At 39.4% G+C, this 26,039-nt stretch carries 28 protein-coding genes, 1 riboswitch and 1 other annotated feature; of the genes, 22 read left to right on the top strand and 6 right to left on the bottom strand.

Annotated elements, in window-relative coordinates; translation table 11 throughout:
- The first annotated feature begins 125 nt into the window (after positions 1–125).
- From IGK53_RS11185 to mgtE, 4 genes are read left to right on the top strand one after another with little or no spacing between them, the layout of a single operon-like run.
- Positions 126–833 carry a GTP pyrophosphokinase gene (locus IGK53_RS11185; RefSeq protein WP_002309982.1) on the top strand — a complete coding sequence of 236 codons (708 nt, stop codon included), beginning with the start codon at positions 126–128 and terminating at the stop codon, positions 831–833.
- Positions 808–1,605 (top strand): NAD kinase, encoded by a 798-nt coding sequence (locus tag IGK53_RS11180; RefSeq protein WP_002315658.1) that lies wholly within the window; start codon positions 808–810, stop codon positions 1,603–1,605. Before IGK53_RS11185 ends, IGK53_RS11180 begins: the two co-directional genes overlap by 26 nt.
- Before the next feature lies 1 nt (position 1,606).
- The gene (locus IGK53_RS11175) at positions 1,607–2,506 is read left to right on the top strand and encodes an RluA family pseudouridine synthase (protein ID WP_002315659.1); all 900 of its coding nucleotides are present in this window, start codon (positions 1,607–1,609) and stop codon (positions 2,504–2,506) included.
- Positions 2,507–2,523: 17 nt separating this feature from the next.
- Positions 2,524–3,885, top strand: a complete 1,362-nt coding sequence (mgtE, locus tag IGK53_RS11170; RefSeq protein ID WP_002315660.1) for a magnesium transporter — start codon at positions 2,524–2,526, stop codon at positions 3,883–3,885.
- A gap of 59 nt (positions 3,886–3,944) precedes the next feature.
- Here mgtE and IGK53_RS11165 read toward each other — a convergent pair whose 3' ends face one another.
- Positions 3,945–4,586, bottom strand: a complete 642-nt coding sequence (locus IGK53_RS11165) for a copper homeostasis protein CutC (protein ID WP_002309986.1) — start codon at positions 4,584–4,586, stop codon at positions 3,945–3,947.
- Positions 4,587–4,694: 108 nt separating this feature from the next.
- Here IGK53_RS11165 and IGK53_RS11160 point away from each other — a divergent pair, with 108 nt between their 5' ends.
- The 4 genes from IGK53_RS11160 to recD2 all read left to right on the top strand — a co-directional run bounded on the left by IGK53_RS11160 (position 4,695) and on the right by recD2 (position 9,583).
- The gene (locus IGK53_RS11160; protein ID WP_002328915.1) at positions 4,695–5,561 is read left to right on the top strand and encodes a methyltransferase domain-containing protein; all 867 of its coding nucleotides are present in this window, start codon (positions 4,695–4,697) and stop codon (positions 5,559–5,561) included.
- A gap of 220 nt (positions 5,562–5,781) precedes the next feature.
- Positions 5,782–6,285: a tRNA (uridine(34)/cytosine(34)/5-carboxymethylaminomethyluridine(34)-2'-O)-methyltransferase TrmL gene (trmL, locus tag IGK53_RS11155; RefSeq protein WP_002328916.1), complete on the top strand. Its 504-nt coding sequence runs from the start codon at positions 5,782–5,784 to the stop codon at positions 6,283–6,285.
- 48 nt (positions 6,286–6,333) lie between these two features.
- On the top strand, positions 6,334–6,993 hold the full coding sequence (locus IGK53_RS11150) for a histidine phosphatase family protein (protein WP_002328917.1): 660 nt from the start codon (positions 6,334–6,336) through the stop codon (positions 6,991–6,993).
- A gap of 19 nt (positions 6,994–7,012) precedes the next feature.
- A complete protein-coding gene (recD2, locus tag IGK53_RS11145; RefSeq protein ID WP_002335458.1) occupies positions 7,013–9,583 on the top strand; it encodes an SF1B family DNA helicase RecD2 in 2,571 nt (856 codons plus the stop codon).
- Between the two features lie 231 nt (positions 9,584–9,814).
- Here recD2 and IGK53_RS11140 read toward each other — a convergent pair whose 3' ends face one another.
- Entirely contained in the window at positions 9,815–10,777 is a 963-nt protein-coding gene (locus IGK53_RS11140; protein ID WP_002328919.1) for a diacylglycerol/lipid kinase family protein, read from the bottom strand.
- A gap of 541 nt (positions 10,778–11,318) precedes the next feature.
- Positions 11,319–11,365, top strand: a riboswitch (PreQ1 riboswitch).
- Between the two features lie 12 nt (positions 11,366–11,377).
- Between IGK53_RS11140 and IGK53_RS11135 the strand changes: the two genes are divergently transcribed.
- Positions 11,378–11,881 carry a QueT transporter family protein gene (locus tag IGK53_RS11135; protein WP_002315666.1) on the top strand — a complete coding sequence of 168 codons (504 nt, stop codon included), beginning with the start codon at positions 11,378–11,380 and terminating at the stop codon, positions 11,879–11,881.
- Between the two features lie 55 nt (positions 11,882–11,936).
- Here the strand turns inward: IGK53_RS11135 and cbpA are convergent, their stop codons facing one another.
- On the bottom strand, positions 11,937–12,581 hold the full coding sequence (gene cbpA, locus IGK53_RS11130; RefSeq protein WP_002315667.1) for a cyclic di-AMP binding protein CbpA: 645 nt from the start codon (positions 12,579–12,581) through the stop codon (positions 11,937–11,939).
- A gap of 162 nt (positions 12,582–12,743) precedes the next feature.
- Here cbpA and rpmG point away from each other — a divergent pair, with 162 nt between their 5' ends.
- The 5 genes from rpmG (at position 12,744) to IGK53_RS11105 (ending at position 15,896) form a co-directional block, all read left to right on the top strand.
- Positions 12,744–12,896 carry a 50S ribosomal protein L33 gene (rpmG, locus tag IGK53_RS11125; RefSeq protein ID WP_002294578.1) on the top strand — a complete coding sequence of 51 codons (153 nt, stop codon included), beginning with the start codon at positions 12,744–12,746 and terminating at the stop codon, positions 12,894–12,896.
- Between the two features lie 20 nt (positions 12,897–12,916).
- Positions 12,917–13,087 (top strand): preprotein translocase subunit SecE, encoded by a 171-nt coding sequence (gene secE / locus IGK53_RS11120; RefSeq protein ID WP_002309994.1) that lies wholly within the window; start codon positions 12,917–12,919, stop codon positions 13,085–13,087.
- Between the two features lie 100 nt (positions 13,088–13,187).
- Positions 13,188–13,733: a transcription termination/antitermination protein NusG gene (nusG, locus tag IGK53_RS11115; RefSeq protein ID WP_002294580.1), complete on the top strand. Its 546-nt coding sequence runs from the start codon at positions 13,188–13,190 to the stop codon at positions 13,731–13,733.
- Between the two features lie 65 nt (positions 13,734–13,798).
- On the top strand, positions 13,799–14,704 hold the full coding sequence (locus IGK53_RS11110) for an alpha/beta fold hydrolase (protein WP_016628786.1): 906 nt from the start codon (positions 13,799–13,801) through the stop codon (positions 14,702–14,704).
- A 91-nt stretch (positions 14,705–14,795) separates the two neighbouring features.
- Positions 14,796–15,896 (top strand): lactate oxidase, encoded by a 1,101-nt coding sequence (locus IGK53_RS11105; protein ID WP_002328921.1) that lies wholly within the window; start codon positions 14,796–14,798, stop codon positions 15,894–15,896.
- A gap of 92 nt (positions 15,897–15,988) precedes the next feature.
- Here IGK53_RS11105 and sdaAA read toward each other — a convergent pair whose 3' ends face one another.
- Together sdaAA and sdaAB are read right to left on the bottom strand one after the other, a co-directional pair.
- Positions 15,989–16,861 (bottom strand): L-serine ammonia-lyase, iron-sulfur-dependent, subunit alpha, encoded by an 873-nt coding sequence (sdaAA, locus tag IGK53_RS11100; protein ID WP_002291640.1) that lies wholly within the window; start codon positions 16,859–16,861, stop codon positions 15,989–15,991.
- A 12-nt stretch (positions 16,862–16,873) separates the two neighbouring features.
- Complete coding sequence (gene sdaAB, locus IGK53_RS11095; protein ID WP_002315670.1) at positions 16,874–17,542, bottom strand: L-serine ammonia-lyase, iron-sulfur-dependent subunit beta; 669 nt, start codon at positions 17,540–17,542, stop codon at positions 16,874–16,876.
- 343 nt (positions 17,543–17,885) lie between these two features.
- Here sdaAB and rplK point away from each other — a divergent pair, with 343 nt between their 5' ends.
- From rplK to IGK53_RS11065, 6 genes are all read left to right on the top strand, one after another.
- Positions 17,886–18,308: a 50S ribosomal protein L11 gene (rplK, locus tag IGK53_RS11090; RefSeq protein ID WP_002291638.1), complete on the top strand. Its 423-nt coding sequence runs from the start codon at positions 17,886–17,888 to the stop codon at positions 18,306–18,308.
- 103 nt (positions 18,309–18,411) lie between these two features.
- Positions 18,412–19,101 (top strand): 50S ribosomal protein L1, encoded by a 690-nt coding sequence (gene rplA, locus IGK53_RS11085; protein ID WP_002328922.1) that lies wholly within the window; start codon positions 18,412–18,414, stop codon positions 19,099–19,101.
- Between the two features lie 78 nt (positions 19,102–19,179).
- Positions 19,180–19,307: a sequence feature (ribosomal protein L10 leader region), on the top strand.
- A gap of 119 nt (positions 19,308–19,426) precedes the next feature.
- Positions 19,427–19,930 (top strand): 50S ribosomal protein L10, encoded by a 504-nt coding sequence (gene rplJ, locus IGK53_RS11080; protein ID WP_002291634.1) that lies wholly within the window; start codon positions 19,427–19,429, stop codon positions 19,928–19,930.
- A 52-nt stretch (positions 19,931–19,982) separates the two neighbouring features.
- Complete coding sequence (gene rplL, locus IGK53_RS11075; RefSeq protein ID WP_002291633.1) at positions 19,983–20,351, top strand: 50S ribosomal protein L7/L12; 369 nt, start codon at positions 19,983–19,985, stop codon at positions 20,349–20,351.
- 106 nt (positions 20,352–20,457) lie between these two features.
- On the top strand, positions 20,458–21,147 hold the full coding sequence (locus tag IGK53_RS11070) for a TVP38/TMEM64 family protein (RefSeq protein WP_430604781.1): 690 nt from the start codon (positions 20,458–20,460) through the stop codon (positions 21,145–21,147).
- Between the two features lie 81 nt (positions 21,148–21,228).
- Positions 21,229–22,419: an MFS transporter gene (locus tag IGK53_RS11065; RefSeq protein ID WP_002291631.1), complete on the top strand. Its 1,191-nt coding sequence runs from the start codon at positions 21,229–21,231 to the stop codon at positions 22,417–22,419.
- Between the two features lie 55 nt (positions 22,420–22,474).
- Here IGK53_RS11065 and IGK53_RS11060 read toward each other — a convergent pair whose 3' ends face one another.
- The gene (locus tag IGK53_RS11060; protein ID WP_002290558.1) at positions 22,475–24,007 is read right to left on the bottom strand and encodes an ABC-F family ATP-binding cassette domain-containing protein; all 1,533 of its coding nucleotides are present in this window, start codon (positions 24,005–24,007) and stop codon (positions 22,475–22,477) included.
- Positions 24,008–24,240: 233 nt separating this feature from the next.
- Here IGK53_RS11060 and nagB point away from each other — a divergent pair, with 233 nt between their 5' ends.
- Both nagB and IGK53_RS11050 read left to right on the top strand, forming a co-directional pair.
- Complete coding sequence (gene nagB, locus IGK53_RS11055) at positions 24,241–24,942, top strand: glucosamine-6-phosphate deaminase (protein WP_002287787.1); 702 nt, start codon at positions 24,241–24,243, stop codon at positions 24,940–24,942.
- A 258-nt stretch (positions 24,943–25,200) separates the two neighbouring features.
- A complete protein-coding gene (locus tag IGK53_RS11050; protein ID WP_002290559.1) occupies positions 25,201–25,914 on the top strand; it encodes an MgtC/SapB family protein in 714 nt (237 codons plus the stop codon).
- Positions 25,915–26,039: the final 125 nt, after the last annotated feature.

Raw genomic sequence — 26,039 nt, 5'->3', positions numbered from 1 at the left:
CGACTCCTTTTTGTCTATTCTGCCTAATTTTCTTTTTTTGGTCAATGCATAAATCAAGAGTACGAAAAAACTTTGCATATATGGTAGAATAAACAATGAATGTTAATGAAGTAGAGGTATCAGCTATGGAACGAGATTGGGAAGCATTTTTAGCACCATATGAACAAACTGTATCAGAATTGAAAGTGAAACTGCGGGGAATCCGTAAACAGTTTCGTGAACAAAATCGTCATGTTCCAATTGAATTTGTCACTGGGAGAGTCAAACCAGTTGACAGCATCGTAACAAAGTCACAGTTACGTCATATTCCGATGGGACGCTTAGAAGAAGAAATGTCTGATATTGCCGGCTTAAGGATCATGTGTCAGTTTGTAGAAGATATCCATCAAGTTGTTGAGATTATCCGTAAAAGAAAAGACATGAAAGTTCTTCAAGAACGGGATTACATCACTAATAAGAAAGCAAGTGGCTACCGTTCGTATCATCTGGTGATCGAGTATCCTGTACAGTTGATCAGTGGTGAGAAGAAAATTTTGGCGGAAATCCAAATACGGACCCTTGCGATGAATTTCTGGGCAACGATCGAGCATTCATTGAATTATAAATATCAAGGCGTTTTTCCAGAAGAAATGAGTGAACGACTTCAGCGTGCGGCAGAAGCTGCGTATCAGCTGGATGAAGAGATGTCTAGTATCCGTGAAGAAATCCAAGAAGCACAGCGATTGTTCTCCCATGGAAGAGGAAAATCAGATGATGTCTACTATCGAACGCTTTTGAAGAAAGAAAGCGAAAGAGAGGAGGCAGGGGATGAAAGTAGCGATCGTTCACAATAAAGAAGCAAAGACCATAGAAGTGGCTGAGCGCTTGAACACACTATTAGAACAAGCTGGGATCCAGCGAGATGATCATGAACCAGAGTTGGTCATCTCAATTGGTGGAGATGGCACATTATTATCGGCATTTCATCACTACAGTCATTGTCTGAATGACGTGCGTTTCTTAGGCGTGCATACAGGTCATTTAGGGTTTTATACTGATTGGCGAGATTACGAGTTGGAAGAACTAGTAGACAGCTTGCGAACAAATCGGGAACAAAGTGTCAGCTATCCCTTGTTGGATGTTCGGATCAGTTATTTGGATGAAACGCCTGATCAGCATTTTTTAGCACTAAATGAATCAACGATTAAACGGGCCAATCGTACGATGGTAGCCGATGTATACATTAAAAATGAATTGTTTGAAAGTTTCAGAGGAGATGGGTTGACGATTTCTACACCCACTGGTTCGACTGCCTATAATAAAAGTGTCGGCGGTGCAGTGATCCATCCTAGTATCAATGCCTTTCAATTGGCTGAGATTGCTTCGCTGAATAATCGAGTGTTTCGTACTTTGGGTTCTCCGATCGTGATTGCCCATGATGAGTGGTTGGAAATAAAATTGGAAAATACAGAAGATTATCTTGTAACGGTTGATCAATTGAATGTCGCAAAAGCCGATATCCGTTCTATTTATTATCGAATAGCAGAAGAACGGATCCATTTTGCTTCTTATCGACATATGCATTTTTGGCATCGCGTGAAAGATGCCTTTATTGGTGAGGATTAATATGCAGTTTACATGGGATTATGAGAAAGATCATTCTCAGCAGGTAAAATATTTTTTAAAAGAAAAAGGGATCTCAAAAGGTCTGTTAGCGAAAATAAAATTTCAAGGCGGTCAAATCAAAGTCAATGATCAAGTAGAAAATGTCTTGTTTTCTCTAGCCAAGGATGATAAGGTAACCATTGTGATTCCTGCTGAAGGAGAACATGAAACCGTACTTTTGGACGAAACGCCGATCGATATCGTGTATGAAGATGAACATGTTCTGGTAGTAAACAAACCAGCAGGCGTTTCGTCCATTCCTGCCCAATACCATCCAAATGGGACAATGGCAAATCGTGTAAAAGCTTATTACAAAAAACAAGGGTACGAAAACCAAGTAATTCATGTAGTTACACGACTAGACCGTGATACGTCTGGCTTGATGCTTTTTGCCAAGCATGGGTTTGCGCACGCAAAATTAGACACGCAACTTCGTGAAAAGAAGTTTGTAAAAAAATATCAAGCATTAGTCAGTGGAATGCTTTCCAATTTATCGGCACATGGACATATCGATTTGCCGATTGCCCGAGATTATTCTTCGCTACTGAAGCGAATGGTCTCTAATGAAGGACGTTCTGCACAGACGGAGTACTGGATAGAGAAGCGACTAACAGAAATCGCGTTAGTTGATATCCAGCTGCATACAGGAAGGACACATCAAATAAGAGTTCATTTTTCCGCCATTGGCTGTGCACTGCTCGGTGATGATATGTATAGCGGACGAATGGATCTGGGAATAAAAAGACAAGCCCTTCATTGTTATGATCTGCGTTTTTACCACCCATTTACAGAAGAGCTGCTAGAGTTCAAGCAGCCCTTAGCCGCAGACATGGAGGCAGTTGTGAGACGGTTTGAAGAATAAGGCGAGGTGAGATTGGTTTGGATGAAAATCAAGAATTAGAGGAAAGATTTGCCCAGTTGACTCAAGATTTAAGGGAAAATAATATTCAGGCATTCAGAAACAGTTTTTTAGAGATGCATATCTATGAGCAGGGGCAATTCTACCAATCTCTTACAGAAGAGAACAGGCAGCTGATCTATTCCTATCTGTCGCCTAAAGAATTAGCGGATATGTTCGATGTGATTGAAGAAGATAACGAACATATGAAAGAATATCTGGATGAGATGCGTCCTAGCTATGCCGCAGATATGCTTTCTGAGATGTATACAGATAATGCTGTCGATTTGCTTAATACGTTAGATAAAAAGCAAATTGCTAAATATTTAAGTTTGATGTCTGCAGACGATGCCAGTGAAATCAAGGAATTGCTCCATTACGAAGACGAAACAGCTGGTGCAATCATGACTACTGAATTTGTTTCGATCGTAGCAAATCAAACCGTTCGCTCTGCGATGTATGTGCTGAAGAATGAAGCAGATGTTGCTGAAACAATCTATTACATCTATGTCGTTAATCAAGAAGGTCAACTAGTGGGGGTTATTTCTCTACGCGACCTAATCGTGAATGATGATGATGCTATGATTTCTGATCTGATGAGCGAGCGGGTGCTTTCAGTTCATGTAGGCGACGACCAAGAAGATGTGGCACAAACATTCAGGGATTATGACTTCTTAGCTCTTCCTGTCACCGATTATGATGATCATTTGTTGGGAATCGTCACAGTCGATGACATCATTGACGTTATTGATGATGAAGCTGCCAGCGATTATTCAGGACTTGCCGGGGTCAATGTGGAAGAAATCAATGAAAATCCAGTAAAGGCAGCATCTCGACGTTTGCCTTGGCTAATCACTCTGTTGTTTTTAGGTATGTCTACTGCTTCTTTGATCAGTCATTATGAAGACTTGGTAAGTGAAGCGAGCATTTTAGCGGTCTTCATTTCACTGATCACAGGAACAGCTGGTAATGCTGGAACCCAGTCGCTGGCTGTGGCTGTCCGTCGACTTGCAATCTCTGATGACAAAGATCACGGGTTTGTCCGACTTGTTTTGGCTGAAGTCTTGACCGGCGTCGTAACAGGAGCTGTTACAGGGATTACGATTTTTCTGATCGTGGGCTTTTGGAAACATAATTTTATCTTAGGATTTGTGATAGGGATGGCCATGCTGTTTGCGATAACAGTGGCGAATCTTGCAGGTAGTTTGATTCCGATGCTGATGGATCGTCTAGGATTTGATCCAGCGGTAGCAAGCGGTCCATTTATCACGACCTTGAGTGATTTGACAAGTGTACTGATTTATTTCAATATTGCCTCTTTATTTATGGGCTATTTTATGTAAAAAGCAAAAACATTGGCAACAAGTATACTGCTTGTTGCCAATGTTTTTTGTTTATAAGATTATGGCTGAAGTTCAACGATTTTAGTTCCGTGGACTTCACTCACGTTTAATTCTTTAGCTACATGTGCTGCATTCGCTGCTGTTACGCCACCACCGGGCAAAATGATCAAACGGCCATCTGCATAGTCAATCAATTCTTTGAGCCGTGGGAAATGTTCTTCAATCGTTTGATCAGCAGGGCCGCCATGCGTCAAGATACGGTCAACACCGTGCGCTGCCAGCCAATCGATTGCTTCAAATTGCCGTTCTTCAGGAATACTGTCAAAAGCCATATGGAAGGTGATCTGTACGCCTTCTGCGGTTTCGATCAATAGTTCCAATGCTTCTTCGTCTAGCCATCCTGAGGGAGTAAGACAACCAAAAACTACGCCATCCGTCCCTAATTTCTTTGCTTCAATCAAATCAGTATGCATAATTTTCAATTCGATATCGTTATAGACAAAATCACCCCCTCTAGGACGGATAATCGTCATTACAGGGATATTTTTTTCCCCTGCGTAACTTAATGTTTCTTCGATCACACCAGTACTTGGGGTCGTTCCGCCGACCGCTAAGTTGTCACATAATTCGATTCGGTTAGCTCCTCTGGCAATTGCCAGAGGAATAGATGTGTAGTTTTCAGCACAAAATTCTTTGATCATCTGATCTTCTCCTTTGTCTTTCGCTTTCTTCTAGGCATTGTATCATATTTTTACCAGTTGCCAAAGTGAGCATCTAACGGTAAGATAAAACAGAAATGAGGGGGAACTATGTTAAAAAAAATTGACCGAGGACGCCAGTTTTTGGCAGAAAAACATCAGCTGTTCCGCTGTCCAGTTTGCCAAGAAGAGGTAGAAAAGTCTGATAATGGCTTGATATGCAAAAATAATCACCGTTTTGATCTGTCCAAAAAAGGAACACTTTACTTTTTATCCCACGCGGTTAAAACAGAATATGATCAAGAAATGTTCGTTCCAAGGCGTAGAATGATCCAATCAGGCATGTATCAGCCTGTTATTGAGACTATCGCACAGCATCTGCCTAATGAAGTCTCGCTATTAGATGTCGGCTGCGGAGAAGGAAGCTTCTTGAATGAACTTTCAAAATTGAAAAAGATTCAAACTGCTGTTGGATTTGATATTTCAAAAGAAGGGGTCTATGCAGCTACGGAACAATCTGTCGAGGCATTTTGGTGTGTAGCGGATTTGACCAATTTGCCATTTGCTGATCAGACATTTAACACGATCTTAAATATCTTTTCGCCTTCTCATTACCAAGAATTTCAACGTGTACTGTCAGAAGATGGAGAGGTGCTGAAAGTAGTGCCGCAAGAAAATTATTTAAAAGAACTGCGCCAGGCTTTTTATCCGAATCAACCTGAAAAGCAAAGTTATTCCAATGATCGTGTAGTCGCAAAGTTTACTGAATCGATGAAACTAACTGAACGTCAGCGTGTGACCTATGAATTTGAGATACCAGAAGAAAATCGAAAAGATCTTTTAGCAATGTCGCCCTTAGAGTGGCAAGTGGAGGAAGGAATCAAAGCAGACTTGTACAAGAATCCTTTGAATAAGATTACAATTGACATAGAATTATTAAAAGGAACTAAGAGAAAACGGTTTTCTAGTAGTTTTTAAAGAGTAGAGGTTGCAAAAGTAAGTTGAGGGTGTTATAGTAGCAACAAGTTGTTTTTTCATTGGTTTTTATCAGGTTCCTGTTCTGATAAAAGTTAGTGAGAAGAGCTTCACTAACGTAACGACTCGCAGTGACTGACACCGAGTTGATACGTTTTTTTTTATGCAAAAATCAAATTGTCAGAAAATAGAAACGAACATAAATATGAGAGGAATGATCCTGATGAATCATATCGTTTTATTCGAACCGTTAATACCTGCAAACACCGGAAATATTGCCCGTACGTGTGCGGCCACGAATACGCCGCTTCATTTAATTGAGCCCCTAGGTTTTTCAACGGATGACAAACATCTGAAACGAGCAGGGTTAGATTATTGGAATGATGTAAATATTACTTATCACAGTGATTTAGAAGCTTTTTTAGCATTTTTAGGTGATCGTAAACTACACTTGATCTCAAAATTTGCCCATAAGGTATACAGTGAAGAAAATTTTGCTGATGGAGAAGAGCACTTCTTTTTATTTGGAAAGGAAACAACTGGCTTGCCAGAAGCGTTTATGCGCGAAAACGAGGAAAAGTGTTTGCGCATCCCTATGAATGATGAGCATGTTCGTTCATTGAATTTATCGAATACAGCTGCAATGATTGTGTACGAAGCACTTCGTCAGCAAGGATTCCCTAATTTAGAATTAACGCACCATTATGAAAATGACAAGCTGGATTAGACAGTTTATTATAGAGTAAAATAAAAGAAAGACAGGAGTTTGCTGCGTATGGAACTATATTTTACCCGACATGGGAAGACACAATGGAATCAGGAAAGACGTTTTCAAGGGAGCAATGGCGATTCTCCGCTTTTGCCTCAAAGTTATGAAGAAATCAAAGCATTTGGGAAAAAAGTAAAATATGTTCCTTTTAAAGCAATTTATTCCAGTACAGCAAAACGAGCACGAGATACAGCAGAAGGTATCAATAAAGAGCTTGCTCGTCCGGTAGAGATTTTTTATACAGATAAACTGCGAGAACTAGGGCTAGGTACTTTAGAAGGACAATCAATCGATGAAATGTATCAGAAATACCCAGAGAATCTGCCGAATTTGCGTAATCACTTAGATCTATATGATCCTTCTCCTTTTCATGGAGAAACGATTGAATCAGCAATCACACGTATTGAAACTGTTGTAGCGGATGCGGTTGCTCAACATAAAAACGGACCTCTTTTATTCGTAGGTCATGGGGCCTCATTAACTGCTGCCATTCAATGGATGACAGGGAAAGAGCTAAGTGAGTTGCGGGAAATGGGCGGTTTGTTCAATAGCAGCCTGACGATTTTAGAGACTGAAGAGCCTTGCAAATTATTGTCGTATGAACTGAAAGTATGGAACCAAACAGATTTTTTAGGAACTGAAACAGCACCAGAACCTTTACTATAGAAGAAGGAGGCGGCTTCCGATGCAGCCAGAAGAAATGCCTTATTTCGTTGGTACAGTTGCCGCGATTTTTTTTCAAAATCCTAGTAATTTTTACAAAGTGCTTTTGGTACACATCAGCGAAACCACAGCTGATTACCGTGAAAAAGAAATTGTAGTTACCGGAAGCTTTGGCGATATTCAAGAAAATGAGACCTATCGTTTTTATGGAGAACTAGTGGATCACCCTAAATACGGAAGACAGCTTAAAGTCGAAAGATATGAGCAAGAAAAACCAACAACTGCGAATGGGATCGTAGCTTATCTTTCCAGCGAAAAATTCCCTGGGATCGGTAAGAAAACAGCAGAGAAAATCGTCGAGTTGCTGGGAGAAGATGCTATCGAAAAAATCATTGCTGATCCTTCGGTATTAAAACAAGTCTCTGGTTTAACGAAGCCAAAAAGAGAAATGCTTGCTGAAACGATTCGTCTAAATCACGGGATGGATCAAGTAATCATGGGATTGAATCGTTATGGATTCGGTAGTCAGTTAGCCTTCAGTATTTATCAGACCTATAAGAACGAGTCTTTGGAGATCATCGAAGAAAATCCGTATCAGCTAGTCGAAGACATAGAAGGAATCGGGTTCAAACGTGCAGATAATCTAGCCGAACAAGTCGGTATTGCAGCAGATTCACCTAGAAGAATCCGAGCAGCCATCTTGCATCAGATTTTTCAGCATGCTGTTCAAACAGGAGATACATACGTACCGGCGGAAACATTGCTTCAGCAAACCATCCGTATTTTAGAAACAAGTCGTCCAATCGAAATTCTGCCTGATCAGGTTGCTACTGTGATTATCCAGCTTGTTGAAGAAGGAAAAATCCAACAAGAAGAAACGAATCTTTACGAAAACAGTTTGTATTTTTCTGAATGGGGAATCGGCAATTCCATCCAACGTCTGCTCAGCCGTAAAAAAGAAATCCATTATCCTGAAAAAGAAGTGCAGAAAAATATTCGGCGTATCGAAAAAATATTCGGTATACAGTATGGCCCCTCGCAAGAACAAGCAATCGCTGAAGCCATCCGTTCTCCTCTATTTATTTTAACAGGAGGACCAGGTACGGGGAAAACTACTGTGATCAATGGGATCGTTAATCTTTTTGCAGAGTTGAATGGTCTGGAATTGGACCCGTCAAAATATACCCAAGAAATTTTTCCTATTCTGCTTGCAGCACCAACTGGCCGGGCAGCTAAACGAATGAACGAGACAACAGGTCTGCCTGCCAGTACAATCCATCGTTTACTTGGGCTGAATGGACGAGAAAAAACACCTTCAGTCAGCACGAAAGAATTAGAAGGCGGACTTTTGATCGTTGATGAGATGTCTATGGTCGATACATGGCTGGCTAACACATTATTCAAAGCGATTCCGACGAATATGCAGGTTATCCTAGTAGGAGATAAAGATCAGCTTCCTTCTGTCGGTCCTGGACAAGTGCTACATGACCTTTTGGAAATCGAACAAATTCCTAAAATGGAACTCAATCAGATTTATCGACAAGGTGATGGTTCTAGTATTATTCCTCTTGCCCATGAAATCAAAGAAGGGCGTCTACCAAAAGATTTCACAAAGAATCAAAAAGATCGTTCCTATTTCCGAAGCGACGCATATCAAATTGAACCCTTGATCTCTAAAATTGTGGAAAAGGCGAAAAATAAGGGATTCCGTGCACAAGATATCCAAGTATTAGCACCAATGTATCGGGGACCTGCAGGGATCGATGCGTTAAATAAAATGATGCAGGAGATATTCAATCCAGGGAGACCTGGGAAAAAGGAAGTGCATTGGAACGACACCGTTTATCGGATAGGAGACAAAGTACTCCAGTTAGTCAATACTCCCGAATTGAATGTATTCAATGGGGATATGGGAGAAATCACGGGGATTATCTTGGCAAAAGATTCGGAAGATAAAGTGGATGAATTAGTTATCCAGTTTGATGCAAATGAGGTCACTTATAAAAGAAACGAGTGGAATAAAATTACTCTTTCTTATTGTTGCTCGATCCATAAATCACAGGGCAGTGAATTCAAAATGGTCATTTTGCCCATGGTTCATCAATATCAGCGCATGCTTCAGCGTAATCTACTCTACACGGCGGTTACTCGGAGTAAGGAACTGTTGATTTTGTTAGGGGAAGAGCACGCGTATGCCACTTGTGTAGCGAATGAATCGGCAAGCCGAATGACTACGTTGAAATCAAGAATCATCGATAATGAAAAAATGACTATCACTCTGCGGACAAAATTAGCAGCTTATGAAGATTCTTTGATTGGAAATGATCCATTTGAAGATGGGACCTATACGAAAGAGTCGCAGGACATAAAAGAACAGTTACCTATAAAAGACGACAGTGGAACGAATGAATCGAAAAACCAAGTAATGGAAACAGTGGAACCAGATCTGTTTTCTTCATCGATTGTGGAAGAAAAGAAAGAAGAGATAGAATCTGCTGTTCCTAAGGAGTTCGTTCTTACTGCAGAAGCGATTAATCAGAAATTAGTAGATCCAATGATTGGTATGGAAAACATTACACCGTATACATTATAAAAGAATCTGACGATACGGATGCGCTATTTATTGGCAATATTGATCACTTAAAAAGCGGATGTGACACGACTTGTGCCTCATCCGCTTTTTGAAATTATTCTTGGTGACTTGGAGTGAAATTATAGGCTCTTCTTGGTAAATGGTGTTCAAAAGCCAGTTTCTCGGTATGAAGACAAACTTTTGCAAAAATGCGAGCAACCGTTTCCGCAAAATTTTTCTTTATACTCGAAATTACTTGAAAAATAACTGGTTTTTTGTAGAAAATTGCAGATCAAAAGGACGAGGAGCGACATCTTCTCCATCTTCTTGACCATATTGCGGCGTTGTTGAAACGATTCGTAATCTGTTTGTTGTGTAGTGATGGAAATATTTCGATTTCAATTGTTTTTTCTGCATAAGTAAAAGGATAAGCCATATGATTTTAAAAATATTGATTCGTTCGACCATGACAAAATCAATGACTGGTTTAGACGCATCTGCAGTTGGAGCAATTGCGATTCCTCCTCCAAAAAAAGGATGCTTCGTTGCTGTACATAAAAATGCATTTGAAAAACTTAACTGCTTTCCTCCTGCATCCACTAGAATTGGAAATCCTTTTTGAGTAAATAAAGTCCGGAGAATAGAGAACAAATACGAAAAAGAACCTAAGTTGTATTTGTTCAATCGTTCTTTTGTAGAAGAATGATTTGTCGCGTGGACGATAGCTGCATCTAATCCAATACCAAAATTATTAACAGCTATTCCTTTTTTTTCACTTATTTTTTCTTCATAAGCCATTATATGGACTTTATCTGGTGATTGAGCTGCTAAAATCAGCTGAAGTGCTTTTTTAGGATTCTTAGGAAGTCCCGCTCCTCGAGCAAAATCATTTCCAGAGCCTGCTGGAATATAAGCGACAGGAAATTCAACTTCCATCTGATAGAAAGTATCAAGTACCTGATGCAAGGTTCCGTCTCCTCCTACGATGATCAAAAGAGGGAAAGTTTCGATTGTTTCCTGTTCTTCTGTCCAAGGTACTAATGTTTCTTTTGCCAGAATTTCAGCAATCTCCGCATCATGTCCTTTGTATTCACTGTAATGAAGGGTATAGTTGACATGTTTGTTTTTTAATACCGGCAAGATTTTTTCTGCTACTTTATGGCCGTTTCCACTGCCTGCCGATGGATTGATCAATAAATGATAATGGAATTTCATATTTTCCTCCTGCTATTCAATAAAACAAGATATTTTAATCATCCTGTTTGCTGGTTAACCAATAATTAGCAAGCTTTTTCTATTTTTGGAATGAAAGAAACTTGTTTTTTTACAAAAAAACGCCTGTTACAAAATTAATTCTTGGTTATTATAGCAGAAGACTAGGAGAATGAAAAAGGTCTGGAGACCGAAAAACACAAAAAAGCCTAGCAAGCGCATCATCCATTACTTACGTAAGGAGAAGTTCCAAGGTTCGGTATGTCCACTTAGACCTTCAGCTGCCTGCTAGACTACTCTCTAGTAAGAGGTTGCTCAAATTCCCACATCCTTTTTTATTTATTTAAGTTTCACAACAATTCTGTTCGTGCAGAACCTACTTCGTCTGCTTTACTGGGAATTCTTATGACCCCTTACACTTATCTTATACCATATTTCGAGACTTTTGGCAAACGTTTACATTTTTGCTTATTTACTTTTTTCAAAAGTAGATAAGACAGATTGAAATAAATGAAAAGTCTGTTATAATTATTGTTTGTTTCACATAATCGCGGTTCATCAACCATCCCGCGTTAAAAAAACTAGGAGAAACGAGGAGAGAAAATGCAAAAAACGAAAAGCAGACAACGGTTGTCCGTAATCGTTGTAAATGGTATCGTCATGGCTCTTTATCTAGCGTTAACTATTTTAGTTGCGCCTGTATCCTCAGGGCCGATCCAGTTTCGTATTTCAGAAAGTTTGAATCATTTAGTTGTCTTTAACCGTAAATTACTTTGGGGAGTTTTGGGCGGGGTCATCGTCTATAATGCCTTCTTTGGATTTGGTATCATGGATGTGGTTTTCGGTGGTGGCCAAACATTGCTTTCTTTAGGTCTGACAGCTTTGTTGCAAAACAAAGTGAAAAATGTAAAGATGCGTTTAGTATTGAACACGATCTTCTTTACCATCAGCATGGGATTGATTGCTTATATGCTAGTTCCGACAGGTGGCCAAGCATTTTGGACAACCTATGGTACACTTGCATTAAGCGAGTTCATCATCATGGCTGTTTCAGCACCACTGATGTATTATTTAGATCGTTCGCTTGATTTTGAAAAGCGTGTCTAATTGTAAAAAAACGACAAAAGAAAGCAGCTGAGCTGTATTTCTTTTGTCGTTTTTATTATGCTTCTTGGTTTTGCAAATTTTCGATTTCTACCACTTTATAATTCTTTTTCTCTAAGTGGTTGACGATCGTTTCACATACTTTTGGTTCAGTGTTCGCCGGCAGCGTAATCAATGTACGTCGGATATATTCGTCTTTTTCAATATCAAGAGTAATGCAGCTGGCAATGCTACTGTGTTTTGAAATGATTTTTGCGATAGCAGCCAGATCTCCTTGCTTTCCTGTAGAAGCAATTGTCAGCACATAGCTTCCTTGTTCTACGCTCCAAGATTGGGAGAGCATATTAAGTAATGTGCTATGTGTCAAAATACCATAAAAATGATTTTCACTGTCAAGGACAGCAATATAAGGTAGCTCTTTGATCGTAAAGAATACTTTGAAGAAAGAAGTATCCAGATAAATGAACTTTGTGGCATTTTTCAAAAGATGAGTGACAGGAAGCGTCATATCACCGCCGTTTGCTTTATGACGATAGATGTGCATTTTGTAAATATTTCCACGGAAAATATTCCCTGAAGAATCTAAGATCGGCACACAACGGTATCCGGAAGTTTCTAAAATTTTTAATGCTTCTTCTAATGTACTAGTCTCTGTAACGGTTGTCAGATCTTTTTTCTTATATACAAGTGTTTTTAATAGCATCGCTATACCTCCAATTGTCTCATTTTAGCTTAATTTCAAATTAATCATATCATAATTTTATCTAAAACAATAGATAGTTTATTTCACAAATTGACAAGTAAAAAGTTACGTGATACTGTTATTAAGTATAAGTCTGATTCTCAGCAAGGGGGGCAGAAGTAAATGGCAAAGAAAAAAGCAGCACTCGCTTGTTCCGTTTGTGGGTCTCGTAACTACACAAAATCAGTCAGTGAAGGAAAAAGCGGCGAACGTTTAGAAATCAACAAATTTTGTAAATATTGTAATCAATATACATTACATAAAGAAACGAAATAAACAGCAAAGGAGGATGTCTCATGAAATTTCTAAAAAGCGTAAAAGATGAAATCAAACAAGTAACTTGGCCAAACAGAAAACAACTTCGTAAAGATACGTTGGTAGTTATCGAAACTTCTATTCTTTTCGGGTTGATGTTTTACGTAATGGATACAGCAATCCAAAGTTTATTTGGCTGGATCTTAAAATAACTCGCTAGCCACAATGTGCTTTTAGTGCTATAATGAAGCGAAAGAAAAACTTCGGGTGTACTGAGGTTTTTTTATTTTACAATGAAATGAGGAGCCTTCAATGGAATCTTTTGAAAAAAACTGGTATGTCTTGCATACATATTCAGGATATGAAAACAAAGTAAAAGCAAATATCGAATCTCGTGCGCAAAGTATGAAAATGGCCGACTTTATTTTCCGTGTCGTTGTTCCTGAAGAAAAAGAAACAGAAGTCAAAAATGGGAAAGAAAAAGAAATCGTTCATAAAACATTTCCAGGATATGTTCTTGTTGAAATGATCATGACAGACGCTTCCTGGTATGTTGTCCGTAACACACCAGGCGTGACAGGATTCGTTGGTTCACACGGAGCTGGAAGCAAACCAGCACCACTACTTCCAGAAGAAGTCAATCATATCTTGCGTTCTATCGGCATGAGTCTACGACAAAATGATCTAGAAGTAGAAGTTGGCGAAGTTGTGAAAATCATCGAAGGCGCATTTGCTGGATTAGAAGGACAAGTAACAGAAGTTGACGGAGAAAAAGAAAAATTGAAAGTCAACATCGATATGTTTGGTCGTGAAACAAGTACAGAACTTGATTTCGATCAAGTAGATAAAATCGATTAATGATTAATAAAAAGACTTGAAATGTCGATCATACGATTGACCTTTCAAGTCTTTCTTTTTTCTATATGGAAAGGAAGAGGAGAATGACAAATCAAATCAAAAATGTATGCAAACATGCGGCTACAGCAGCTTTAGTGCTTATCAGCTTGTTTGCGATAAGTGGTTGCCAGACGACGAAGACGAATACTACTGCAGTTTCTGATAAAGAAAAAACGGTAGAATCCAGTAAATTGATAGAAAAAACCACTATTCCAACACTTTTTTTCCATGGCTACAGCGGGACAGAAAATTCCTTTAAAGGGATGTTGCAACGTTTGGAAAAAAATCAAAAAGCAGTAAAAGAATTAGTTTTAATAGTAGGAGCAGATGGACAAATACAAGCAGAAGGGGACTTGTCTGGAAAAGCAGACAATCCGATGGTCCAAGTATTGTTTGAAGATAATAAAAACAACGAGTGGAACCAAGCAGAATGGATCAAATCTTGTCTTTTGTATCTGAAAGAAAACGAGGGCATAGACAAAGTCAACATAGTGGGGCATTCCATGGGAGGGGTTAGTGCATTACGCTATTTAGGAACATATGGACAGGATACGTCATTGCCGCAAGTTCAGACATTTACGGCAATTGGTGCACCTTTTAATGATTTTGTCGATGACAGTGGGCAATCTCTGACAGAGGAGTTAGCAAAGGGGCCTGCTGTTGTTTCTAGCCGCTATCAAGATTATCAGCAAATGATCGGAAATTTGCCTACAACTACTCGATTTTTCCTGATTGCCGGACAATTAGATGAAGCAGACTTGAGTGATGGGACAGTACCGTTAAACAGTGCATTAGCTGTATATGCGTTGTTGAAACAACACGGAAATGAAGTAGAAGAAAAAATAGTAAAAGGCGAAAATGCCGCTCATAGTATGCTTCATGAAAACCAAGAAGTAGATCAGCTTGTTAGTCGATTTGTTTGGAACGAATAGCAAGAAAAGGATCCGAGAGTAAATTTTTGCTTACTTTTTGTAAGGATAGTATGATTTATATGTAATCAAGAAGATGAAAGAAGGATCTACTATGACTTATCATACAAGTAATGAAGAATATCCAATCGATATCGTAAACATTGCCTCACTAGAAGGTCGTGTAAAAGAGCGCATGGAAGCAGGAGCTTTTGGCTATATTCGCGGTGGTTCTGAAGATGAGTGGACGATGAAAGAAAATACGACTTCTTTTAATACAAAAAAAATCATGCCACGGATATTACGCGGAATCGACTCAGCGGATTTGCATACATCAGTTTTTGGAATTGAATTAGACACACCGATTATCCAAGCGCCATCAGCGGCCCAAGGATTGGCACATGAAAAAGGGGAAGCTGATACAGCTAAAGGGGTAGCTGCTGCTGGATCAATCTTTTCCATCAGCACTTATGCAAACACGACAATCAAAGATGCAGCAGATGCAGCGCCAGGTGCACCGCAGTTTTTCCAATTATATATGAGTAAAGACGATGGATTCAATGAGTTCATTTTGAAAAAAGCAGTAGAAGCAGGGGCTAAAGCCATCATTTTAACGGCAGATTCAACGCTTGGTGGTTACCGTGAAGAAGATGTGATCAATCAATTCCAATTTCCATTACCAATGCCTAATTTAGCTGCTTATAGCGAACAAAGTGCAAGTGGGAATGGCGAAGGAAAAGGAATTGCAGAAATTTATGCAGCTGCAAAGCAAGGCTTGACACCAGATGACATCAAAACAATCAAAGAAATCACCAATCTTCCAGTCATCGTAAAAGGAATACAATCGCCAGAAGATGCAGTCATCGCTATCTCTGCAGGGGCAGATGGTATCTGGGTATCTAATCATGGTGGTCGACAATTAGACGGAGGTCCTGCTTCCTTTGAAGTATTGCCAAAAATTGCCGAAGTAGTCAATAAACGTGTACCAGTGATTTTCGACTCTGGCGTCCGTCGAGGAGAACATGTCTTTAAAGCTTTGGCAAGTGGTGCTGACTTAGTTGCGATTGGCCGACCAGTGATCTATGGATTGAATCTAGGTGGGGCAGAAGGGGTAACTTCTGTTTTTGAACACCTGAACAAAGAATTGTCGATCACGATGCAACTTGCAGGAACAAAAACGATTGATGAAGTAAAAAATACGAAATTGATGGATTAATAAAAAAACGAAGAGAGGCCTAACTGTGCGTCTCTTCGTTTTTTTGTGATGGAAATAACTAATCTCTTAATACTCGAAACTAGGCAGCTTTTTTACGACCTCTTATTTAAAATCTCTTCTGTAAGTCGCTTAGCAGTTGGCGTAACAGCTAAGCCGCCTTCTGCTGTCTCTTTGAAAATCGATGGCATTTGTCGTCCGACTTGATACATCGCAGCAACGACTTCATCCGGTGGAATGACACTTTCGATACCCGCTAATGCCATGTCAGCAGAGATGAAAGCTTGAGAAGACCCTAAAGCATTACGTTTGACACAAGGTACTTCAACTAAACCTGCAACAGGATCGCAAATCAGTCCCATCATATTTTTCAATGTGATGGCTACTGCTTGAGCTGCTTGATGAGGAGTCCCATTTTTTGCGCAAACCAAAGCTGCCGCCGCCATTGCACTTGCAGAACCAACTTCTGCTTGACAACCCCCTTCTGCGCCACTAATAGAAGCGTTGTTCGCGATTACTAACCCGAAAGCGCCAGCAGTAAACAAAAATTCCAATTGCTGTTCATGTGACAAACCAAGCCGATCTCGGACAGCCATTAACACACCAGGAACAACCCCCGCACTTCCAGCAGTCGGTGTAGCACAAATCAATCCCATTTTTGCATTGACTTCGTTAACAGCTACAGCGTTGCGTACAGCCTTTAAGATCGTTTCTCCGCTCAAAAAATCTGCATCGTTCAAATAATCATCTAATTTTTTTGCATCGCCACCGGTAATCCCTGTGACGGAGGTGACACCTTCTTTTCCCTCGTTGATCGATTGTTCCATTACTGAAAGATTTTTTTCCATAATCGCAATGATCTGACTACGGGAACGACCGCTCATTTCCATTTCAACTGCAATCATCAATTCTGCTACACTTGAATAAGCTTTCGCTTGGTCTACTAATTCTTCAATCGATAAAAACATTTTTTCAGCTCCTTAATCGAAATAGTTTACGCTGTCGATATTTGGCAGATGTTTGAGTCTTCTTACTGTTTCTTCAACTTGAGGATTATCTACTTCAATGATCATGATGGCACTTTCGCCTTTTGATTCCCGTGTCACTGTCATAGTACCGATATTCGTATTGGTTTCAGAAAGTATACCAGTCACTTTAGCGATCATCCCTGGAACATCTTGGTGAACAACGATCAAGGTAGGTGTTCCCATGCTTAAAGAAATTTTGAATCCATTCAATTCAGAAATCTGGATATTGCCACCGCCGATCGAAATGCCAGTAACTGAAAGCTTTCGTGTTCCTTTTTTTAGAAGCATCTTTACAGAATTCGGATGTTCGGCTTTTTCACTCTTAGGAACAAACAAGACTTCCATGCCTGCTTCATATGCCAATTTCAAAGAATCAGCTAAACGTTCATCATCAGGTTCCATTCCTAATAGACCGCCAACTAATGCAATGTCTGTTCCGTGCCCCCGATAGGTTTTTGCAAATGATTCATATAGATAAATATCTACAGAATCAGGTTGCTCGCCAAATATACTGCGTACGATCTTCCCAATTCTAGCTGCTCCAGCTGTGTGGGAGCTACTTGGACCAATCATCACAGGTCCAATAATATCAAAGACACTTCTATACCTTAAATCTTTCATTTTCTCCACCTCATTTTGTTATGTAGGAATCTTTGTACAAGGGTCTAAAAAAACCGCGTTATTGTTTGCTTTCATCTGTTGAACCATGCTAGCGCAAGTGTAACATAAAAGAAGAAATGGGAACGAAAAATTGTTGTTTTTTTAGAATAAATTTAGCGTTTATTCAAGCAAAATGTAAAAATAGCAGAAAAAAATCTTGAAAAAACAAATAAATTTGCTATACTGTACCAGTGTGCATTGTTTTGCACATTATTTGTCTGGATTTTTTCAGATCAGATAAAACGTGGGAGGAGAAATATGCATCTCCAATTAACCACATCACGGACTTAAGGAGGTATGTCTCGTGGCAAAGAAAGTAGAAAAAATCGTTAAATTGCAAATTCCTGCAGGGAAAGCAACTCCAGCTCCACCAGTAGGTCCTGCACTAGGTCAAGCGGGTATCAATATCATGGGATTCACAAAAGAATTCAACGCTCGTACAGCTGATCAAGCAGGTTTGATCATTCCGGTTGTTATTTCTGTATACGAAGACCGTTCATTCACATTCGTTACAAAAACACCGCCAGCTGCTGTTCTATTGAAAAAAGCAGCTAAAATCGAAAAAGGTTCAGGTGAACCAAACAAAAATAAAGTTGCGAAAGTTTCTAGCGATCAAGTAAGAGAAATCGCTGAATTAAAAATGGAAGACCTAAACGCAGCTAACGTTGAAGCAGCAATGCGCATGGTTGAAGGAACTGCACGAAGCATGGGGATCACTGTAGAATAATCTCTACACCCTAAGACAGCAGCTTCTCAGTTGGCTCTATATTGAAAGATATAGAACACGTGGGAGGTACAACCGTTATAACCACAATCAAGGAGGAACCAAAATGGCTAAAAAGAGCAAAAAAATGCAAGATGCATTAAAAAAAGTTGATTCAAGTAAAGTTTATCCTGTTGCCGAAGCAGTAGCTTTAGCAAAAGAAACAAACATTGCAAAATTTGATGCAACAGTTGAAGTTGCATACCGTTTGAACGTAGACCCTAAAAAAGCAGACCAACAAATCCGTGGTGCTGTTGTATTACCAAACGGAACTGGTAAAACACAAACTGTTTTAGTTTTTGCTAAAGGAGACAAAGCAAAAGAAGCTGAAGCAGCTGGTGCAGATTTCGTAGGTGACGACGACATGGTTCAAAAAATCCAAAACGGATGGTTTGACTTTGACGTAGTTGTTGCAACACCTGATATGATGGCTATTGTAGGTCGTCTAGGACGTGTATTAGGACCAAAAGGCTTAATGCCAAACCCTAAAACTGGTACAGTTACAATGGATGTAACAAAAGCAGTAAACGAAGTGAAAGCTGGTAAAGTAACTTACCGTGTAGACAAAGCTGGAAACATCCATGTACCAATCGGAAAAGTTTCATTTGATGATGAAAAATTAGTTGAAAACTTTGCAACAATCCATGATGTATTGCTAAAAGCTAAACCATCAGCAGCTAAAGGTCAATACATGAAAAATGTAACGATCACAACAACATTTGGACCTGGTATCCATGTTGACCAAGCTTCTTTCTAATCAAATATTAGAACGTTGATTGATCCAACTGAAAAATAATTCTTGACTCAACTAGTTTAGCATGCTAAGCTAGTTGAGGTTAATAATTAACTTGTACCGAAGACAGTAGGTGGCTCCAAGCCTTAATTTCCTACCGAGGACGTTTATTGAATATATTCAATAGTCCCTCTATGTCTGCGGTGGCATAGAGTTTTTTATTGTGAATCACTATGAACGAAGTGAATAGATGATGAACAATACTGGTTGAGCAAAGAAACTATACAAGTGATTTGCCTTTTCAGTTCAAAAAACTCTTCCATCAAAATTCAGGAGGTGAAACTCAAAAATGAGTGAAGCAATTATCGCAAAAAAAGCAGCAATCGTTGATGAAGTAAGCGAAAAATTTACAGCAGCTGCATCAGTAGTAGTCGTTGACTACCGCGGATTAACAGTTGATGAAGTAACACGTTTACGTAAACAACTTCGTGATGCTAACGTAGAAATGAAAGTTATCAAAAACTCAATCCTTTCACGTGCAGCTAAAAAAGCTGGCCTTGAAGGCATGGACGAAGTATTCACTGGACCTACAGCCGTTGCATTCAGTAACGAAGATGTAGTTGCACCAGCGAAAATCATGGACGAATTTGCTAAAGAAGCAAAAGCATTAGAAATCAAAGGCGGTATCATCGAAGGTAAAGTATCTTCATTGGAAGAAATCACAGCATTGGCAAAATTGCCAAATCGCGAAGGACTTCTATCTATGTTGCTATCTGTACTACAAGCGCCAGTCCGCAACGTGGCTTACGCTGTCAAAGCAGTGGCAGACAAAGAAGATGGAGATGCAGCTTAATTGCCGCATAAAGTATTAAATAAAAAAGAACATTTAAACGGAGGAAATTATAATGGCATTGAACATTGAAAACATCGTTGCTGAGTTAAAAGAAGCAACTATCCTAGAACTTAACGACCTAGTTAAAGCTATTGAAGAAGAATTTGGCGTATCTGCTGCTGCTCCTGTAGCTGTAGCTGCTGCTGGTGGCGCTGCTGCTGCTGAAGAACAAACAGAATTCACTGTAGAATTAACTGCAGCTGGAGACCAAAAAGTTAAAGTTATCAAAGCAGTTCGTGAAGCAACTGGCTTAGGCTTGAAAGAAGCTAAAGCTGTAGTTGATGGCGCTCCTGCACCAGTTAAAGAAGGCGTATCTAAAGAAGAAGCTGACGAATTGAAAGCTAAACTTGAAGAAGTTGGCGCATCTGTAACTGTTAAATAATTTTTTAACTATTTAAAAGCACTGAGATCCTATCTTGGATTTCGGTGCTTTTTTGTTTTTATGTTAAACTATTATTTAATGAATATAGTTTTTTTCAGGAGGTAATATGAAAAAGAAAAAAATCCGATTGATTTTGATCACGTTGGGAATCGTTCTGATACTGATGGTGGGCTATCGGTTGTATTTGGAATACCAGACAGATATACAATTATTTTTGAACCCGAAAGCAAGTAAAGCACAGCTACTGGCTCATATCCGTTCTCACGGATTTTTCGCAGGGCTTCTTTTAGTCGTATTAACGGCAGTGATGTGTGCTGTTCCCGGTATCCCTACTTCGGTTATTGGTGTCATTGCCGGATTGAGCTTTGGTCCGTTCATTGGGGCAGGTATCAATGTTTTAGGGAATGCTCTGGGCAATATCTCCGCTGTGTTTTTGATGCACCGATTGAAGTTTTTAGACAAGAAAACTGAAAAAAATCATTGGGTGCGATCCATTCGGCAAATGAGACATCCAAAAATAGGCGTAATGTTAGGTTACATGATACCGGTGATCCCATTTTCTATGGTCAATTTTGCTGCAGATGCGATGAAACTGCCTCTTCAGCAAATCGTAATGTCGATCGTGATTGGAGTCATCCCTTCATCTGTGTTGTATGCGTGTGGTGGAGAAGCTCTGTTTCACGGATATAACAAAACTGCAGTCATGTTGGTTGCAAGTGTTACTGTGTTAGTAGGGTTAGTTGTCTTCATTTATAAAGATCGCAAGAAAAAACAAGGAAAACAAAGACAAAAATAATAAGTATGGCGAATAGTTGTATTTTTCTATTTCCAATCTTTTCCATAAGTTGTAAACTAAGATAGGAAATGGGGGAAATCAATGGAGAGTAAAGAAAAAACATCTTTAACAACATCGCTTATTTTATTATTATCAATCACTTGCGGCGTCGTTGTTGCTAATATGTATTATATCCAGCCGATTGGAACAAAAGTAGCAGCTAGTTTATCTGTTAGCACAAGTGCAGTCGGGATATTGACAATGCTGACCCAGTTAGGCTATGCACTAGGGCTACTGTTTTTAGTTCCTTTAGGAGACGTGGTGGATCGTCCAAAATTAATTATACGAATGGCAGCGTTATCTGCTATCTCGCTGTTGGCCGCTTTTTTTGCGCCTTCGTTTACGTTATTTGCATGCGCTTCTTTTTTAATAGGATTACTTTCGATCGTGCCGCAAATCATCATTCCTTACGGTGCGGTACTAGCGGGACCAAAAGCAAGAGGAAAAGTCATGGGAACATTGCTTAGCGGTTTACTCGTGGGGATTTTGCTTTCTCGGACGGTATCTGGTATTGTTGCCAGTCTTTTTTCTTGGCGGATGATCTATTTATTTGCTTTATGTGCCGTCGGGATTCTTACACTTCTGCTTTACTGGAAGATGCCGCGTTCTGTCCAGCAAAGTAGTACATTTGTTTCATACCTTGATTCACTCAAAAGTTTGCCGCATTTAGTTGCCTCTCAACGTTTATTAAGAGAAGCGGCAGTCAGCGGATTTTTTATGTTTGGCACATTTTCGATCTTTTGGTCTACGTTGATTTTTTATATCAGCAGTCCCGCTTACAATTGGGGGACTTTTGAAGCAGGGATATTAGCGATTTTTGGGTTGTCTGGAGCAGTCGCTGCACCTATCGTGGGACGACTGGCAGATTCTTATTCTGAAAGAAAAATTGTATATATGGGACTTGTTATGCAAACAATAAGTTTTATTGCTTTATTGGTTGGCGGAAGCCATTTGGCCATTTTGCTTTTAGCTATTATTTTATTAGACGTCGGGAATCAATTTGGTCAAGTCGCCAATCAAACACGAGTACAAGGACTAGGTGAAGCAGCAAGCAACCGAAATAATACTGTATTTATGTTTATGTACTTTATTGGAGGTGCGGCTGGTTCATTGCTAGGGACGACCATGTGGCAGCAGTATGGTTGGTTAGGTGTAACGGTTAGCGGACTTGTTTTTCAGGGATGTGCGTTTTTCTTTCAATTCGTTGTTTTTCGAGAGAAAAAAGAAAACTGAACAACAAAAAAACTGATGATCATGCTATCATCAGTTTTTTTGTCTTTTTGTCTCATTATTTTGGCTCGATCTCAATAACTCGTTGAACAAGATCTTGATAAAATTCTTGTTCATGAGAGACGATGATCACCGTTCCTGGAAATTTCTGAATGCCATCTTGTAAGCTTTCTTTCGTTTCTTGATCAATATGGTTCGTCGGTTCATCGAGAATCAGTAAATTACCTTGGTTCATTGTCAACTGTGCAAGTTTCACCTTGGTTTGTTCTCCACCACTTAATGTAGTGAGAGGTTCGCTTGCTAATTGATTGACTAGTCCAGCTTTAGCTAATTGGCGACGTAATTCTTTGATAGTTGCTTTTGGAAATTGACTACTTAAGTATTGTAGTGGTGTTTCTAATGGATTTTCCCAGTACAGATCTTGTGAAAAGTAATTGATTTTTGTGTTATCTGGGAAGTGGAAATCGCCACTTATTTTTTCGATCTCACCAATCAATGTTTTTAACAAAGTAGATTTCCCAATCCCGTTGAAGCCTCGAATGGCAATATTTTCACCAAACCGGATGGTCAAATTGATGGGTGCAAGTAGCGGTCGATCATAGCCGATGACTAAATCAGTTGTTTCCACTGCCAACGTCGTGACAATAGGAGAGAATGGAAAATCAAAGACAGCTTTACTTGCTGAAGCGGGAGGTGTCAGCCGTTCGATTTTATCTAATTGTTTTTGTCGGCTTTTTGCCATCGTTGATCGGGAACCGGCTTTGTATTTCCGAATATAAGCTTCGGTCTTTTCGATTTGTTTTTGTTGAGCATGATATTGGCGCAAATAGCTTTCGCGATTTTGTTCCTTTTGTTTCAATGCTTGTTTTAGATGGCCAGTATACTTAGTAATCTTTCCAAACTCGATGTCTGCGATATGGGTGGTGATCTGATCAAGAAATTCTTGGTCATGGGAAATCACGATATACGCACCGTCAAAATCCTGAAGAAACTGCGTCAGCCATTGGATATGCTGATCATCTAAGTGATTGGTTGGTTCATCTAAGATCAGAACATCTGGGTTTTCTAAAAGTAGTTTTGCTAAAATCACCTTTGAACGTTGTCCACCACTTAGATTTTTCAACAGTGAATCTAAACCTAAGACATCGATTCCCAACCCGCTGCTCATCTCAGCAACTAAGGTGTCGATTTGATAAAACACTCCTTGGTCTAATTCCGTTTGGAGTTTCCCAGCTTTTTCCAGCAAGGAATCATCGAAGGTCTCGCTATATGTTTGGTAAAGAAAAGCAATTTTTTCTTCCTTTTCGTATTCTTTTGCGTACGCAGTTTTTAGAAATTCTTCGATCGTTAATGTTTCATCGACTTCTACATATTGATCGAGGTAACCTTTATGAATATTTTTTTGCCAATGGATCTGTCCGTCATCTGGCAGGATCTCACCAGTGATGATTTTAATCAATGTACTTTTGCCGGCTCCGTTTTGTCCGATCAGCCCAAGATGTTCGCCAGCGTTTAATTGCAGATCGACTCCTTCATAGAGGATTTTATCGCCGAACTGCTGGGTGATGTTGTTTAATGTCAGTATACTCATAATAACTCCTTTTTCATAAAAAAACTGCAGACATAAAGCGTCCACAGTGAATCAATTGCTTGGTTTTCATGCAACATGGATTGTTTGATTGAACCATCTTATGAAACCTAACACGGATGCCCTTTTGTTGTCAAGAAAATGAAAAAAATAGAATTTGGTCTATACTGATTATTGTAAAAAGAAAAAAAGAATGCTATAATTGGGCTATACCAAAACACAAAGGAGCAATCACTATGGAAATCATTCGTGTAAAAAACGCTGAAGAAGGCGGAAAAAAAGCATTTGAAATCATCAAAGAAGGTATGAACAAAGGTGCAAAAGTATTAGGATTGGCAACAGGAAGCACACCAGTTACTTTATATAAAGAAATGACTTCAAGCGATTTGGATTTCAGTGAAATGACTTCTGTAAACTTAGATGAGTACGTTGGACTAGGTGGTTCAGATGAACAAAGCTACCGCCATTTCATGGATGTCCAATTATTTGATAAAAAACCATTCAAAGAAACATTTGTACCAGATGGGAAAGCAGAAGATCTGGAAGCAGCATGCAAAAAGTATGATCAAATCATCGATGCTCATCCAATCGATATCCAAATTTTAGGAATCGGGCAAAATGGACATATCGGTTTCAATGAGCCTGGTGCTTCATTTGACGGAACAACTTCAGTAGTTGATTTGACAGAATCAACGATCAATGCAAACAAACGATTCTTTGATAAAGCAGAAGATGTACCAACAAAAGCTGTTTCAATGGGAATTGGCTCGATCATGAAAAGTAAAGAAATCGTCTTGATGGCGTTTGGCGAAAGCAAAGCTGATGCAATCAAAGGGATGATTGAAGGACCTGTAACGAATCATTTACCAGCAAGTGTATTGCAAAACCACGACAATGTCGTTGTGATCATCGATGAAGAAGCAGCAAGTAAATTGTAATTTACAAAAGAGGCTGGGACAGAAGCGTTTAACTCCAAGAAATAAGAAGGAATTCACGAAAATTGCTTTTCAAATTTTTGTGAATTTCAGCTTATTTCCGAAGGAGTTGCTTCTGCTTCCGCCGTTTACACATGTTTAGAGCGTGAGACAAAAGTTTTTCTTTACTTTTGTCCCACGCTCTTTTTCGTAAGAGGTAAAAATTGCACTTTTTTTGTCTGCTCCTTTCAGACATGATATATTGGACAGGAGGGTGTTTAGATGAATGATATGGTATTGACAATTCCAGAGATTATTTTACGTTTAGGGATCGCTATGCTATTTGGCGGAGCAATTGGCTTTGAGCGACAATATAAAAATCGCCCAGCAGGGATGCGTACACATATTTTAGTTTGTATGGGAGCATGTATCATTGCATTGATTCAAGTCGAGATCGCTAGTGGAGCATTAAGAGATGCTTTAGCGTATCCACAGCTTGCTGGAACGATCCGTTCAGATGAAGCAAGGCTGATTGCTCAAGTAGTGAGTGGCGTCGGTTTCTTAGGTGCTGGAACGATCATCGTCACGAAACAATCAGTGACGGGACTTACGACTGCCGCTTCTTTATGGGCTATTGCCGGATTAGGGATCGCCATCGGCATGGGTTACTATTCCATTGCGATCATCAGTTTTATCGGGATTGCTATTGCACTCACAGTAGTGAAACGCGTGATCCATGTACCTACGACTAAAAAGTTAGAAATCCAATTTATCCATAGAAAAGAAACCAAAGATTTTCTTACCGATTATTTTGAAGAGAAAAATATCGTGATCGAAGATGTGAATTTTGATGTGAAATTCGTTGATGACTATCGTGTATATAAAAATATATATACGATCGATCTTCCTAAAGGACTCACTTATGCCGATGTGATCGAGGAATTGTCCGTGCACAAAAATATCACAAAGCTGCATTTAGTCAGTATTGCGCAATAAACGATCTGCCCAAAACGATTTTTATTTTGGGCGGATCGTGTTTTTGTTGAAGTACTCTTCTGATCAGTCAAATACCTTTCCTTTTTTATTTTGTTTTTTTTAAGCAAATGAAAATCTCAGCGCGT

The organism is Enterococcus sp. DIV1224 (assembly GCF_050555455.1).
Taxonomy (GTDB): domain Bacteria; phylum Bacillota; class Bacilli; order Lactobacillales; family Enterococcaceae; genus Enterococcus_B; species Enterococcus_B lactis.
The sequence above is the reverse complement of the archived record's forward strand: the minus strand, read 5'-3'. Positions and strand labels throughout refer to the sequence as shown.